Genomic DNA, 13892 nt, shown 5'->3' with positions numbered 1-13892 from the left:
TTATACACATTTTCCCCCTCCCTATCGTTGGAGTCGTCTGAAAAAACGGGGTATGATTCATTCAAACAAACGTGAGTATCGGAGGACATCATGGATTTGCACAATATCCGCGAAGATTACAGCAAGCGCGAACTGTCGGAATCGGAATGCCATGCCGACCCGATTGTCCAGTTCGAGCAATGGCTGAACGAGGCGATTCATTCGCAAGTCAACGAGCCGACCGCTGTCAACGTCGCCGCCGTGGGCGAAGACGGCAGGCCGAACAGCCGCATGGTGCTGCTGAAAGAGGTCAATCCGCGGGGATTCGTTTTTTTCAGCAATTACTTAAGCCGCAAAGGACGTTCGTTTGACGCGCATCCGTTTGCCGCCATGACGTTTTTCTGGCCGGAACTGGAGCGGCAGGTGCGCGTTGAAGGACGCATCGAAAAACTGGATGCCGCCGCTTCGGACGAATATTTCGACAGCCGCCCCTACACCAGCCGCATCGGCGCATGGGCAAGCGCGCAAAGCGAAGTGTTGTCGAGCAAAGCGATGTTGGTTGCCAAAGCCACTGCCGTAGGCGCGAAACACCCGCTGCACGTCCCGCGTCCGCCGCATTGGGGCGGCTATCTCGTCATTCCCGACCGCATCGAATTCTGGCAGGGCCGCCCCAGCCGCCTGCACGACCGCATCCAATACCGCTTGGTTGACGGCAACTGGATACGCGAGCGGCTGTCGCCTTAAACTTCCCACAGCTTCAAGCCGATAGGGTAAAATCCCGACTCCAGCAAAAGGTCGTCTGAAATATAAAAACGTTTTAACAAAACTCGTTTCATTCGTTTTCAGGCGGCCTTTTATCCGTAACTTATCCTGCCGCCACCGCCGCAGAAGAACCGTTTTCCGCAGCGGGTTGAATTTGACTTGCCTTGTCCTGCTTCAAATTCAACCCGCTGCCATCAAACGCGTTAGGAGAACTCCATGTCCAAGCAACCCACCAGCAAACGCCAATGGCGAGACGGCGCAGCCCCGTCTGCCAAGAAAACCGCCAAACCTTTCAAAAACAAAGCCCGTCCCAAAGACGAAACGCGCAAAGCCGCTTCACAACCTTACGGACAAAAAGTTTCAGACGACCTCAAGCCGCAAAACGCCCCCAAACAGCGCGCCGCCAAAGCCAGAAAACTCGTCGTCCGCAATCCCAACCAAAAAATCATGGAACGCGCGCGCGATTTGAAAGAGCGCCGCAGCGACCTGTCGCGCATGGAACCCGAACGCCTGCAAAAAGTGCTTGCCGCGTCCGGCGTCGGCTCCCGCCGCGAAATGGAAGAATGGATCAACAACGGCTGGGTAACGGTCAACGGCAAAACCGCGCAGTTGGGCGACAAAGTCACCCCCGACGACCACGTTACCGTCAAAGGCAGTATCATTAAGCTCAAATGGGCGGACCGCCTGCCCCGCATCATCCTGTATTACAAACAAGAAGGCGAAATCGTTTCCCGCGACGACCCGCAAGGCCGCGTCAGCATCTTCGACCGCCTGCCGCAGGCCGCCAGCAGCCGCTGGGTCGCCATCGGACGCTTGGACATCAACACCAGCGGCCTGCTCATCCTGACCACCTCCGGCGAACTCGTCCAACGTTTCGCCCATCCCAGCTTTGAAGTCGAACGCGAATACGCCGTGCGCGTACTGGGCGGGCTGACCACCGAACAAATGCGCAGCCTCACCGAAGAAGGCGTGATGCTCGAAGACGGCTTGGCAAAAGTCGAACGCATCTACGAACAAGGCGGCGAAGGCGCGAACAAATGGTACAACGTCGTGATTAAAGAAGGCCGCAACCGCGAAGTGCGCCGCATATTCGAAAGCCAAGGCCTCACCGTCAGCCGCCTCGTGCGCGTCGGCTTCGGCCCCATCGGCCTACCCAACCGCCTCAAACGCGGACAGTTCTACGAACTCAACCCCGCCGAAGTCGCCAACATCATCAAATGGGCGGACATGCTACTGCCGGGCGAACGCCGCCGGAAGAAGTCCTGACCGCAAAGGTCGTCTGAAAACTTTTCAGACGACCTTTTATACACCCTGCCCCAACCCCAATCAGGAGCCGCCTCATGTTCACACTCAAAACCGACAACGACCGCCTGCTGCTCGCCTCCCCCGATTTGCGCGCGGAAATTTATCTTTACGGCGGACTGCTCAACCGCTACGAAATCCGCCGCCCCGATGGTACATGGTTCAACATCGTCAAAGCCTACGACACCCCGCAACACGCCCGCGAGAGCCTGACCGAATGGTTCCGCAGCGGCAAACTCAGCCCATACGCCTGCCGCCTGCGCCACGGCAAATACAGCTTTGACGGCAAAGCGTATCAGTGCGGCAAATTCAAACTCGCCGAACACGCGGCACACGGTTTGATGTATGACCGCGAGTTTGCCCTCGTCAACAGCCATGCCGACGACCAATCCGCCGAAGTCGAAATCCGCGCAGATTACGCACAAGACGACAGCGGCTACCCCTTCCCCTTCAGCCTGACCGTCCGCTACCGCCTCAGTGCAGACGGCTTAAGCATCCGCTCCACCGTACACAACCAAGGCACAACCGCCATGCCGCTCGCAGACGGTTGGCACCCCTATTTCACGCTCGGCGGCAAAGCCGACGATTGGTCGCTGGAAATCGACAGCAGCAAACACTTGGGCTTCGATGCCGATTTGGTTCCTGACGGCAGCATCATCGACGATACCCGTTTTCAGACGACCTCAAGCCTGACAGGCATCGAATTGGACAACAGCTTTGTCTTGGCACGCAGCAAACCCGCCGCCTGCACACTTTCAGGCAACGGACTGACCCTGAGCATTTACCCTGACGCATCCTATCCCTACCTGCAAATCTTCACCCCGCCGACCCGCGACTCCATCGCCATCGAAAACCTCAGCGGCGCACCCGACTGTTTCAACAACGGCTTAGGGTTAATCAAGCTGGACGCGGGAGAAGAAGCCGCATTTGAAACGCGCTACCATATAGCAGCCAACCGTCCATAAACAACCCGAATCTTCACCGGCAAAGCATAGGTTGTCTGAAAAAGCCCAATCAGGTTTTCAGACGACCTTTTTGATTTTTAAACGACACATTCGTCCCAAAAATGCCGCAGCACACCGCCAACACTCAAAATAATAATTTCTTAATTAACAATATATTAAGATTATTTTAACAAAGAAACTGTATTAAAACTCTAATTTCCCATTTGATTAGAGTATAATTCCTAAAATTTTAAAACAGGCGTCATTCAGCCGATAAAAGCAACCTCGATACAGATACCCGTCTATTAAAAACACCACCCGCAACCATCAAGGAACCCATACATGCAAAGCAACTTCGACCCATTGCTCATCCGTGGCAAATCATTGATTCCCGTCGTTCAAGGCGGAATGGGCGTGGGCGTTTCCGCATCGAAACTCTCCAGCGCAGTCGCCCGTGAAAACGGTGTTGGCACGATTGCCAGCGTCGATTTGCGCCACTTGCACGACGACTTGCTCGCCGAATCCAAAATCAACCCGAGTGAAGAAAAATACACCCGACTCAACTGTACCGCGCTTGACCGTGAAATCCAAAAAGCCAAAGCCGACGCAAACGGCAAAGGCATGATTGCCGTCAACGTCATGAAAGCCGTCAAAGACCACGCCGCCTATGTCCGCCAAGCCTGCGAATCGGGTGCGGACGCGATTGTGATGGGTGCGGGGTTGCCGCTGGATTTGCCTGAAATGACTGAGGGTTATCACAAAGATGTCGCCCTGTTCCCGATTTTGTCCGAATCGCGCGGTATCGGTATCGTATTGAAACGCTGGATGAAAAAAGGCGTTTTGCCCGATGCTATCGTTATCGAGCATCCCGCGCACGCTGCCGGACACTTGGGCGCGGCAAGCGTGGCAGGTGTGAACGATGCCAAGTTTGAATTCAAACGCGTCATCGAAGAAACTTTTGAAGTATTCAAGAACTTAGGCCTTGAAAGCGAAAAAATCCCACTCATCCTCGCCGGCGGCATGGCGAACTTTGAGAAAGTCAAAACCGCGCTGAAAAACTGGGGCGCATCCGCCGTCCAAATCGGCACGGCGTTTGCAGTTACCGAAGAAGGCGATGCCCACATCAACTTCAAAAAAACGCTGGCAGGCGCGGAAACCGAGCATGTTGTCGAATTTATGTCCGTCGCCGGACTGCCCGCACGCGGGGTGCGCACCAAATTTCTAGACAGCTACATCAAGCGCGAATCCAAGCTTCAAGCCAATGCCAAAGCCGACCCGCGCCGCTGTACGCAAGGCTTGAACTGTCTGACCAGCTGCGGCCTGCGCGACGGTTTGGCAAAAGCCGGACAATTCTGCATCGACATCCAACTTTCCGCCGCCTTCCGTGGCGAAGTCGATAAAGGCTTGTTTTTCCGAGGTAAAGACCCGCTGCCGTTTGGCAACGCCATCCGCACGGTGCAAGAAACCATCCAATATCTGCTCAACGGCGCTCTTCCCGCAGCAGCCAAATAATTCATACCCGCAGATGAACGCTAAAAAAGGGCATATTTCAATGTGCCCTTTTATCGTGCCTACAAATAGTGTGATGCTTAAAAAGGTCGTCTGAAACCGATATTCAGACGACCTTTTCCCAACGCCACCTCCCTTTCTATGGACACATTGTCAACAAAATCCGCATAAAAAATGCTAAGATGACCGTCTCGATAGACATTTGGAACACCCATGAACCCACTACTCGACCAGCTCCAACCCTATCCGTTTGCCCGCCTGCGCGAAGCCATGCAGGGCATTAACCCTCCCGAAGGTGTCGCGCCTGTCCCTTTGCACATCGGCGAGCCGAAACACCCCACTCCCGAAGTCATCACCAATGCGCTAACCGCCTCGCTGCACGAACTGGAAAAATACCCCCTGACCGCAGGCTTGCCCGAACTGCGTCAAGCCTGTGCCGACTGGATGCGCCGCCGTTATGACGGACTGACCGTCAACCCCGATACAGAAGTCCTACCCGTACTCGGCAGCCGCGAAGCCTTGTTTTCCTTCGTTCAAACCGTCTTAACCCCCGTTTCAGACGACCTCAAACCCGTCGTCCTCAGCCCCAATCCGTTCTACCAAATCTACGAAGGCGCAGCCATCCTCGGCGGCGGCGAAATCCGTTTTGCCAACTGCCCTGCCCCGTCCTTCAAGCCCGATTGGAAAAGCATCACCGAAGACGTATGGCAACGCACCAAAGTCATGTTCGTCTGCTCGCCCAACAACCCCAGCGGCAGCGTCCTGCAAGTGGAAGACTGGAAAGAAATCTTTGATCTGCAAGACAAATACGGTTTCATCATCGCTTCTGACGAATGCTATTCCGAAATCTATTTCGACGGCAACAAACCCATAGGCGGCTTACAGGCAGCAGCGCAATTAGGTCGCAGCAATCGCAATATCGTCATGTTCACCAGCCTCTCCAAACGCTCCAACGTCCCCGGACTGCGCTCCGGTTTTGTCGCAGGCGATGCCGAATTGCTTAAAAACTTCCTGCTCTACCGCACCTACCACGGCAGCGCAATGAGCATCCCCGTCCAACGCGCCAGCATCGCCGCATGGAACGACGAAGAACACGTCATCGCCAACCGCCGCCTGTATCAGGAAAAATTCGACCGCGTCATCCCCATTTTGCAACAGACATTCGATGTCAAACTGCCCGACGCATCGTTCTACATCTGGCTGAAAGTACCGGACGGCGACGATTTGGCATTTGCCAAAAACCTCTGGCAAAAAGCCGCCATCCAAGTCCTCCCCGGCCGCTTCCTCGCCCGCGATACCGAATGGGGCAACCCAGGCGAAGGCTACGTCCGCATCGCCTTGGTCGCCGATGTCGACAGCTGCGTCAAAGCCGCCGAAACCATCGTTTCCCTGTATCGCTGAACAAGGGTGCAGTTCAATAAAAGGTCGTCTGAAAACCTCAAATCCGAGTTTTCAGACGACCTTTGTTATGGACATTTCAAATCAAGCCAAATTTTCCAGCATCCATTTGACGTAGCGGGCTACGCCTGCTTTGACATCCAAAAATTCTTCCTTGTATCCGGCTTCGCGCAGTTTGGTGATGTCGGCTTGGGTGAAGCTTTGGTATTTGCCTTTGAGCGCGTCGGGGAAGGGGACGTAGCGGATAAGTTCTTCTTCTACCAGCTCTTTCAAGCTCATTTCAGGCTTACCTTCGGCGGCGCGGCAGGCGTTGACGGTGGCGGCGGCGAGTTCGTTGAACTGTTGGCTGCGGCCGGTGCCGAGGTTGTAGATACCGGAGAAGTTGGGATGGTCGTAGAAGTAGAGGTTGACTTTGGCGACGTCTTCGACGCTGACGAAGTCGCGGGTTTGTTCGCCGTTGCCGTAGCCGTCATTGGCACCGAACAGGTTGACGTAACCGTGTTCGCGGTATTGGTTGAAATGGTGGAAGGCGACGGATGCCATGCGGCCTTTGTGTTGTTCGTGTTGTCCGTAAACGTTGAAGTAGCGGAAGCCGACGACTTGGGCGGTCAGGCCTTCTTTCATGCGGCGGCGCAATACTTGGTCGAACAGGAATTTGGAGTAGCCGTACACATTGAGCGGTTTTTCGAGTTCGCGCTCTTCGCGGAAGATTTCGCCTTTGCCGTACACGGCGGCGCTGGAAGCGTAGAGGAAGGGGATGCGTTCGTCCTGACACCAGTCCAAAAGGTCGAGCGTGTACTGGTAGTTGTTGTCCATCATGTAGAGGCCGTCGTGGTTCATGGTGTCGGAACACGCGCCTTGGTGGAAGACGGCTTCGATATTTTCGTAAGGCAGAAGATGACCGCGCACTTGGCGGATGAATTCGTGTTTGTCGAGGTAGTGGGCGATTTCGCACTCGGCAAGGTTTTTGAATTTTTCGCCACGGGTCAGGTTGTCAACGGCGATAATGTCGGTAATGCCGCGTTGGTTGAGGGCTTTGACGATGTTGCTGCCGATGAAGCCGGCCGCGCCTGTTACGATGATGGTCATATTGGGTTTCCTTTGTTTTTTGGTTTTGGCGAAACTCGTTGCACTCGTTTCAGACGACCTTGGAAAGACGGGGTCGTCTGAAAAAGAAATTACTGCTCTTCCAATGCTTTGTTCAACTCTGCAAACGAGCAAACCGCCGTACCGAGTTTGGCGACGACGACGCCGGCGGCGGTATTGGCGAGGTGCATGGCTTCGGGCATGGTGTAGCCTGCTGCCAGCCCCAAACCCACTCCGGCAATGACGGTGTCGCCTGCGCCGGATACGTCATAAACTTCTTGGGCGCGGGTGGGCTGGTAAATGGGTTCGCCTTCGCTGAACAGGGTCATGCCCTCTTCGCTTCGGGTCAGTAAAACGGCAGTCAGGTCGAGGTGGCGGCGCAGGTTTTGCGCTTTTTCGGTCAGCTCGCTTTCGTTTTTCCAACTGCCGACCACTTCTTTCAATTCGGTGCGGTTGGGCGTAATCAGCGTAGCGCCGGCGTATTTTTCGTAATCGTCGCCTTTGGGGTCGATTAAGACGGTTTTGCCCGCGTGTTTCGCCCAATCTATCATATCGGAGATGTGCGACAGGCCGCCTTTGCCGTAGTCTGAAAAAATAATTGCATCGTATTCGGGCAAGATTTCACGGTATCGCTGCTTGATTTGTTCCAACACTTCACGGTTGGGATGCTCTTCAAAATCAAGGCGGATAAGCTGCTGGTTGCGGGCGACGACACGCAGTTTGACGGTGGTGGCGATTTGTTTGTCGCGCATCAGATAGGAGGCGACGCCGTCTTGCGCCATCAACGCGTCGAGCGCATTGGCGGCTTCGTCGTCGCCGGTTACGGACAACAGCCCAGCTTTGCCACCCAACGAAGCGATGTTGCGCGCAACATTAGCCGCCCCGCCCGCGCGTTGGTCGATTCGTCCGATTTTCGCCACCGGCACGGGGGCTTCGGGCGAAATACGGGACACATCGCCAAACCAATAACGGTCGAGCATCACGTCGCCGACAACAAGGACTTTGGCTTGCGCGAAACGGGATTTGAGGGTTTCTTGTTGGAACTTGGTGGGCATTTTCTGCACTCCAAAATAAGTTATTTTTTGTGTGTGAAAACTTCAATGTATTCTCAGCGCACTCACCTGCAGATCTACTGATTAAAAATAAAATCTGACTTTTTATTATTCTTCAAAATCGAAAGGAGACCAATCGGTAACAGGAGAAAAACAATCCTCTCCTTCTTTTTTTTCAAAAACGCTACCTATATCCGCCCAAAACAGCTCCCCAACATCTGCTTGATAATGAGTAAGTCGCGTCAAGCTTTGAAAGGAGAAGTTTTCAGAGTTATTCATGTATTCATCATCTTCTGTTCCGGAAAATACTCGCCATCCGCTATCAAATGGTAAATCCCCTTGATGTTCCCGATACATAAATCTAATAGGAAGCCCCTCTTCAACAATTTTATGTGACACAATCGCATACCATCCAACAGGGGTATCCTTTACAAGTAAATCATCTTCTGGAAATGCATCATGATCAAAAATATTGCTCACATCTGAACCACATTGAGACATCGAATAATTTCCTTTCTAAGCTGAAATTTTTTGGTTATTTATCTATCGTATCAAAGTAAGGTAGTTTCCTTTGAACGGTATCAAAATTGTTGATGTTCAAGCGTTCGCCACGCGGTTCACTTCGCGCAATACGGCTACCGGATCGGCGGCTTGGGTAACAGGGCGTCCCATTACCAGATAAGTCGAACCTGCCGCCAATGCTTCGGCGGGCGTCATGATGCGGCGTTGATCGTCGTTGTTGCCGGCAACGTCCAAGCGGATGCCCGGCGTGACCAAGACAAAATCCTGTCCCAATTCGCGGCGCAGCGGCGCGGCTTCTTGGGCGGAACAGACGACGCCGTCCAAGCCCGAACTTTGCGCCAGTTTCGCCAAACGGATGACTTGCTCTTCAGGGGCGATGTTCAAACCGATTTCCGCCAAATCGCTTTGTTCCATACTGGTCAACACGGTTACGCCGATTAGGAGCGGCTTCGTGCCGTATCCGGCAACGGCTTCGGCGGCGGCTTCCATCATGCGGCGGCCGCCCGATGCGTGCATATCGACCATCCACACGCCCATGTCGGCGGCGACTTTGCACGCCTGCGCGACGGTGTGGGGAATGTCGTGGTATTTCAAATCGAGAAAGAGTTTGAAACCCTGATGAATCAGGCTTTCCGCTAAACTGCGCCCCGTCGCGGTAAACAGCTCTTTGCCGATTTTAATTTGGCACAACGCCGGATCCAGGTTGCGAACGAATCCGAGCGTGTCTTTTTCGTTGGCAAAATCAAGGGCAACGATGACGGGGGTGCGTTGTTGCGGAGTTTGGAAGTCGGTGATTAAAGGATTCATGGTGTTTTCGTTTCGGGTTTTCAGACGACCTTTATCGTCTTTTTCGCAGTATAGTGGATTAACTTTAAACCAGTACGGCGTTGCCTCGCCTTGCCGTACTATCTGTACTATCTGTACTATCTGTACTATCTGTACTATCTGTACTATCTGTACTATCTGTACTATCTGTACTATCTGCGGCTTCGTCGCCTTGTCCTGATTTTTGTTAATCCACTATAACAACGTAAATTCAAACCGTAGGTCGGGCATTGATGTCCGACCTAAGCGGATTCAAGCCCCCGACAAACTGTTTCGGATAAATTTGAACCGGTACATCAGCCGTCATTCCCGCGCAGGCAGGAATCCATTGATAAAACTCAGTTCATCAGATTTAAATAGCGATTGCCCAAATTCAGAAATGGATTCCCGCCTGCGCGGGAATGACGCCGAATGATTATTTTTCGGTTGCAACACGCTGTTTATCAAAAATAGGTCGTCTGAAACCTGATTTCCTGTTTTCAGACGACCTTTTCGATTTATTTGCCCAATGCGCCCAATACTTCGGCTTTTACGGCTTCTACCGGCTGAGTGCCGTCAACCTTGATGTATTTCGGCGCGTGTTCGCCTTCCAGTTTGCTGTAAAAATCAACCAACACTTCGGTTTGCTCGTGGTACACGGCAAGGCGTTTTTTGACGGTTTCTTCTTTGTCGTCGTCGCGCTGAATCAAATCTTCGCCGGTTACGTCGTCTTTACCTTCGACTTTGGGCGGATTGTAGGTAACGTGGTAGGTACGGCCGGAAGCCAAGTGGACGCGGCGGCCGCTCATGCGGTCGACAATCACGCTGTCGGGTACGTCGATTTCAACGACCGCGTCCAAATCCACACCCGCTTCAACCATCGCTTCGGCTTGTGCCAGCGTGCGCGGGAAGCCGTCGAACAGGAAACCGTTTTTGCAGTCGTCTTGCGCGATGCGCTCTTTGACCATGCCGATGATGATGTCGTCGCGCACCAAGCCGCCTTCGTCAATGATTTTTTTCGCTTCCAAACCCAGCGGCGTGCCTGCTTTAATCGCAGCGCGGAGCATATCGCCGGTAGAAATTTGCGGAATGCCGAACGCAGCGGTGATGAATTGTGCCTGAGTGCCTTTGCCCGCGCCCGGCGCGCCTAACAATAATACTTTCATGGGTGTTCCTTCTTATTAAGTGATATAGATTTGAAACGTGATTCAAATGATTTTACACGGCTTGCGTTTATCGTTCAAAACTTCAGACGGCCTGTTCCGCGCCGAAATGTTTCCATGCGTCATCGCGCATTTCGGCAAACCATGTGTCTTCGGGGAAACGCGCCAATGCGTCTTTCAAAGTGGAAAGCAGGTTTTGCGATAAAGTCTTCGCCAGATACTCTTCCTCGTTGGCTTCCGCCGCCTTGTCCGCCTGCTGCGCCAAACCGAGCGCGCGGGTCTGATGCCCGTGTGCCAAGTAGTTGAGTGCAATCACCTTTTGCGCCCAAAGCTGCGGAATCTCAGGGCTGTCTTGCAGCAAAACCGACAAAATCGACACGGCAACTGTCAGCCTGCCCCCGTTCAAACGCAAATCCAGCGAACGGTTCGGCGGCAGCGTACTGAGCGTTTCCGCCATACGGAACCAAAACTCGCCGCTGGCTTCATCCGGCGCGGCGGCTTTCAACATCTCATAGTTAAACTCTTGGTCGTCGTTTTGAACCAGCAGGGCAACATCGGCAAGCAGTTTTTGCTCTTCGCGGCTCAAATGGCGTAAATCGGTCATGTTTTTCCTTTCAGACGGCCTCAAAGACGGCTCGGACCCTGTCCAAATCTTCCTGCGTATCCACACCGGCTGCGGGGGCTTGTTTGGCGGTTTCGACGGCAATCGGGTAGCCGTGCCACAGGACGCGCAGTTGCTCCAGCGATTCGATGGTTTCCAGCGGCGAGACGCTCATTTCGGCGTAGCGTTGCAGAAAACCGGCGCGGTAGGCGTAGATGCCGATATGGCGCAGGACGGCGGTTTCGGCGGGCAATTCGCGTTTTTCGGCGCGCATGGCATCGCGCGGATAGGGAATCGGAGCGCGGCTGAAGTAGATGGCATTGCGGTTTTTGTCGAGGACGACTTTGACGACGTTGGGATTCATAAATTCGTCGAAATCGTGCAATTCGTGTGCCGCGGTCGCCATTTGTACGTTGTTTTCCACCAAGACTTCGGCGGTGCGGTCGATGAGTTCGGGGGCAATCAGCGGCTCGTCGCCCTGTACGTTGACGACGACCAGATGTTGCGGCAGTTTTAGTGCGGCGGCGGCTTCGGCAAGGCGCGTCGTGCCGCTTTCGTGTCGGTTTGACGTCATGACGACTTCGACGCCGTGTGCCTGACAGGCCGTCTGAATATCGGGATGGTCGGTGGCAACGACGACACGCGCGGCTTTACTTTTTGCCGCCTGTTCGGCAACGCGCACGACCATCGGTTTGCCGTGAATATCCGCCAAGGCTTTTCCGGGCAGGCGCGATGAATCCAGCCGCGCCGGAATCAATACGACGAATTCGGTCATGCTTTGAGTTCCTCTTCGCTCAACGCTCGCGCTTCGTTTTCCAGCATGTAGGGAATGCCGTCTTTAATCGGATAAGCCAGCTTCGCCTGACGGCTCCACAACTCTTGTTTGTCCTGATGATATTCCAGCCTGCCTTTGGTAACGGGGCAGACGAGGATGTCTAAGAATTTTTTTTCCATGGGTTTCTTTCGGGTTTGATGGTTTTAGCGAAGCTCGCTTCGCTCGTTTTGGCGAAACTTGCTTCGCTCGTTTTCAGACGACCTCAAGCGGCATTATTTTTTCCGTGCCGGTTTGTTAGGCTGTTTGGCGCAGGCTTGGGCAGGATTTTTGCCTTCGCACATGATTTGGCGGATTTCACGCCTCAAGTTTGCGCTTTCGTTGGATTGGGTGTATTTGCCGGCAAGGATGTCCATCATAGGTTTCATCGTCGCCTCAAGATAGCGCGGCGTTTTGTCCATTATCGATTGACCTACCGCCGTGCTGTAAAAGCCAATCAATGCGTTGACTTCTTCTTGCGTATAAACCGTCTTCATGCCGTCTAAAGCGGCTTTACGCAACTGTGCGCGCACTTGCGGCGTGTTGATTTCGGCAATCGACCGGGTTGCATACTTTTTCAAGACTGCTTCCAACTGCGGACGTTTGTCTTCCGGCGCATCTTTCAAAAATTTCTGTACATTCGGATCGGAAAGCACGATGCCTTCCATGCTTTGGAAAGACTGTTCCAACAAGGCATCCATCTTCTGTACTTCAAACAGACGCTCCAGCGACGCGTCGCTGGGTGTAGCGGCAAATGCGTTGGCACACAATGCAAAGGCAGTAAGGGGCAGCAACAGGGTTTTCAATTTCATCTTCCTCTCCTTCTAAAAACAAAAATACAAATGTTCAGACGATGTTTCCCAAATAAGACGGCTTGTCGGGCATGAATGCCCGACCTACAGAATATTTTCAGACGACCTCTTCGGCAAGACTTAACTGCTCCAACACAAATTCCGCCAAATCAGGTTCGATTATCGCACAAACAGGCAATACCCATACATGATTCAGATTGAGATCGTCTAAAAACTTGACTGCATCCTTTTCCGTAATAATGACCGCGTCCGCATTGGGCAAGTCTGTCGCAGCGATATCGGCATGGTCGGGCAGTGCGACGGTTTGGTTCAACGTGATGCCCATGTTCCGCAGCGAATCAAAAAAACGCTCCGGTTTGGCGATACCTGCCACGGCGGCGACGGTTTGGTTTTTCAGACGACCTGTATCCAGTATTTCGGACGGCTGGTTCAAACGGTAAATCCGTCCCGTTTCGATACTGCTGTGAAACATGTTTTCAGACGGCGCAAACGACGCATCCGCCTGACCGCCGCTGACGACGACCGCATCCACCGAATCCAAACGCGACAAAGGTTCGCGCAAACCGCCGTTGGGCAGTAAATCCAAATCCGTCCGCCCCGTATCCGCCGCCGGAAACACCGCGATTTCCACATCCCGCCGCAGGGCATAATGCTGCAAACCGTCGTCTGCCACAATCAGCCCGATGTCAGGGTGCGCCGCCAGCAACGCCCTGCCTGCCTCCGCACGGCTGCTGCCCACCGCCGTCGGTGCGCCGGTTTTGCGGAACAGCAGCAAAGGCTCGTCACCCGCATCTTCCGCACGGCTCGCGGCATTCAATACATGAACTGCCTTGCTCTTGCGCCCGTAGCCCCGGCTGATGATGCCGACCTTGATGCCTTTTTCCTGCAAACCCGACACCAGCGCGGCGACAATCGGCGTTTTCCCCGTCCCGCCCGCGTGGATATTGCCGACCACGACCACAGGCACGGGCAGCTTTTCGCTTTTCAGACGACCTGAAACGAAATCATCGCGCCGTTTCGCCGCAATTTTGGCAAATAGCATGGATAAGGGTTTGAGCAGTAAAGATAAAAACGGATTGGGGCGTTGCCAATGGCGTTCGATGATTTGGTGGAGTTTGGGCATTCAGACAACCTTGAAATATTCGAC

General features: G+C 53.7%; 15 protein-coding genes and 1 pseudogene. 5 read left to right on the top strand and 11 right to left on the bottom strand.

The window, feature by feature from the left end:
* Positions 1-90 precede the first annotated feature (90 nt).
* The 5 genes from pdxH (at position 91) to dapC (ending at position 5897) form a co-directional block, all read left to right on the top strand.
* A complete protein-coding gene (gene pdxH / locus J7445_RS02355; protein ID WP_070656041.1) occupies positions 91-723 on the top strand; it encodes a pyridoxamine 5'-phosphate oxidase in 633 nt (210 codons plus the stop codon).
* A gap of 234 nt (positions 724-957) precedes the next feature.
* Positions 958-2007 carry a pseudouridine synthase gene (locus tag J7445_RS02350; RefSeq protein ID WP_049231437.1) on the top strand — a complete coding sequence of 350 codons (1050 nt, stop codon included), beginning with the start codon at positions 958-960 and terminating at the stop codon, positions 2005-2007.
* 74 nt (positions 2008-2081) lie between these two features.
* Positions 2082-3008 carry an aldose 1-epimerase gene (locus J7445_RS02345; protein WP_070656039.1) on the top strand — a complete coding sequence of 309 codons (927 nt, stop codon included), beginning with the start codon at positions 2082-2084 and terminating at the stop codon, positions 3006-3008.
* 321 nt (positions 3009-3329) lie between these two features.
* The gene (locus J7445_RS02340) at positions 3330-4499 is read left to right on the top strand and encodes an NAD(P)H-dependent flavin oxidoreductase (protein WP_016688209.1); all 1170 of its coding nucleotides are present in this window, start codon (positions 3330-3332) and stop codon (positions 4497-4499) included.
* 210 nt (positions 4500-4709) lie between these two features.
* Complete coding sequence (dapC, locus tag J7445_RS02335) at positions 4710-5897, top strand: succinyldiaminopimelate transaminase (RefSeq protein WP_070656037.1); 1188 nt, start codon at positions 4710-4712, stop codon at positions 5895-5897.
* A gap of 81 nt (positions 5898-5978) precedes the next feature.
* On the opposite strand, the gene rfaD is transcribed toward dapC, so the two are convergent.
* From rfaD to lpxK, 11 genes and pseudogenes are all read right to left on the bottom strand, one after another.
* Positions 5979-6983, bottom strand: coding sequence for an ADP-glyceromanno-heptose 6-epimerase (gene rfaD / locus J7445_RS02330; RefSeq protein WP_070656035.1), 1005 nt, complete (start codon positions 6981-6983; stop codon positions 5979-5981).
* Positions 6984-7072: 89 nt separating this feature from the next.
* A complete protein-coding gene (hldA, locus tag J7445_RS02325; RefSeq protein WP_070656033.1) occupies positions 7073-8035 on the bottom strand; it encodes an ADP-heptose synthase in 963 nt (320 codons plus the stop codon).
* A gap of 105 nt (positions 8036-8140) precedes the next feature.
* Positions 8141-8533 (bottom strand): DUF2185 domain-containing protein, encoded by a 393-nt coding sequence (locus J7445_RS02320; protein WP_070656030.1) that lies wholly within the window; start codon positions 8531-8533, stop codon positions 8141-8143.
* 96 nt (positions 8534-8629) lie between these two features.
* Positions 8630-9361, bottom strand: coding sequence for an orotidine-5'-phosphate decarboxylase (gene pyrF / locus J7445_RS02315; RefSeq protein WP_049227774.1), 732 nt, complete (start codon positions 9359-9361; stop codon positions 8630-8632).
* Between the two features lie 21 nt (positions 9362-9382).
* Positions 9383-9571 (bottom strand): annotated as a pseudogene (locus tag J7445_RS12415) (hypothetical protein); the annotation flags it as partial.
* A gap of 305 nt (positions 9572-9876) precedes the next feature.
* Positions 9877-10524, bottom strand: coding sequence for an adenylate kinase (gene adk / locus J7445_RS02310; protein ID WP_002232195.1), 648 nt, complete (start codon positions 10522-10524; stop codon positions 9877-9879).
* Positions 10525-10606: 82 nt separating this feature from the next.
* Entirely contained in the window at positions 10607-11125 is a 519-nt protein-coding gene (locus J7445_RS02305; RefSeq protein WP_209283119.1) for a 3-deoxy-manno-octulosonate cytidylyltransferase, read from the bottom strand.
* Positions 11126-11135: 10 nt separating this feature from the next.
* Positions 11136-11897, bottom strand: a complete 762-nt coding sequence (kdsB, locus tag J7445_RS02300; RefSeq protein ID WP_060974493.1) for a 3-deoxy-manno-octulosonate cytidylyltransferase — start codon at positions 11895-11897, stop codon at positions 11136-11138.
* Positions 11894-12076 carry a Trm112 family protein gene (locus tag J7445_RS02295; RefSeq protein WP_002221286.1) on the bottom strand — a complete coding sequence of 61 codons (183 nt, stop codon included), beginning with the start codon at positions 12074-12076 and terminating at the stop codon, positions 11894-11896. Before J7445_RS02295 ends, kdsB begins: the two co-directional genes overlap by 4 nt.
* Before the next feature lie 93 nt (positions 12077-12169).
* The gene (locus J7445_RS02290; RefSeq protein ID WP_209283118.1) at positions 12170-12745 is read right to left on the bottom strand and encodes a DUF2059 domain-containing protein; all 576 of its coding nucleotides are present in this window, start codon (positions 12743-12745) and stop codon (positions 12170-12172) included.
* A 97-nt stretch (positions 12746-12842) separates the two neighbouring features.
* A complete protein-coding gene (gene lpxK / locus J7445_RS02285) occupies positions 12843-13868 on the bottom strand; it encodes a tetraacyldisaccharide 4'-kinase (RefSeq protein WP_209283117.1) in 1026 nt (341 codons plus the stop codon).
* Positions 13869-13892: the final 24 nt, after the last annotated feature.

This window comes from Neisseria sicca (assembly GCF_017753665.1).
Taxonomy (GTDB): Bacteria; Pseudomonadota; Gammaproteobacteria; order Burkholderiales; family Neisseriaceae; genus Neisseria; species Neisseria flava.
This window is presented reverse-complemented; position numbering and strand designations above follow the sequence as displayed.

Excerpts from the sequence above, each read along its gene's own strand:
- rfaD (WP_070656035.1), bottom strand. The coding sequence starts at position 6,983 with ATGACCATCATCGTAACAGGCGCGGCCGGCTTCATCGGCAGCAACATC.
- J7445_RS02340 (WP_016688209.1), top strand. The coding sequence starts at position 3,330 with ATGCAAAGCAACTTCGACCCATTGCTCATCCGTGGCAAATCATTGATT.
- J7445_RS02320 (WP_070656030.1), bottom strand. The coding sequence starts at position 8,533 with ATGTCTCAATGTGGTTCAGATGTGAGCAATATTTTTGATCATGATGCA.
- J7445_RS02345 (WP_070656039.1), top strand. The coding sequence starts at position 2,082 with ATGTTCACACTCAAAACCGACAACGACCGCCTGCTGCTCGCCTCCCCC.
- pdxH (WP_070656041.1), top strand. The coding sequence starts at position 91 with ATGGATTTGCACAATATCCGCGAAGATTACAGCAAGCGCGAACTGTCG.
- J7445_RS02305 (WP_209283119.1), bottom strand. The coding sequence starts at position 11,125 with ATGACCGATTTACGCCATTTGAGCCGCGAAGAGCAAAAACTGCTTGCC.
- adk (WP_002232195.1), bottom strand. The coding sequence starts at position 10,524 with ATGAAAGTATTATTGTTAGGCGCGCCGGGCGCGGGCAAAGGCACTCAG.
- J7445_RS02350 (WP_049231437.1), top strand. The coding sequence starts at position 958 with ATGTCCAAGCAACCCACCAGCAAACGCCAATGGCGAGACGGCGCAGCC.
- J7445_RS02295 (WP_002221286.1), bottom strand. The coding sequence starts at position 12,076 with ATGGAAAAAAAATTCTTAGACATCCTCGTCTGCCCCGTTACCAAAGGC.
- dapC (WP_070656037.1), top strand. The coding sequence starts at position 4,710 with ATGAACCCACTACTCGACCAGCTCCAACCCTATCCGTTTGCCCGCCTG.
- kdsB (WP_060974493.1), bottom strand. The coding sequence starts at position 11,897 with ATGACCGAATTCGTCGTATTGATTCCGGCGCGGCTGGATTCATCGCGC.
- J7445_RS02290 (WP_209283118.1), bottom strand. The coding sequence starts at position 12,745 with ATGAAATTGAAAACCCTGTTGCTGCCCCTTACTGCCTTTGCATTGTGT.
- lpxK (WP_209283117.1), bottom strand. The coding sequence starts at position 13,868 with ATGCCCAAACTCCACCAAATCATCGAACGCCATTGGCAACGCCCCAAT.
- pyrF (WP_049227774.1), bottom strand. The coding sequence starts at position 9,361 with ATGAATCCTTTAATCACCGACTTCCAAACTCCGCAACAACGCACCCCC.
- hldA (WP_070656033.1), bottom strand. The coding sequence starts at position 8,035 with ATGCCCACCAAGTTCCAACAAGAAACCCTCAAATCCCGTTTCGCGCAA.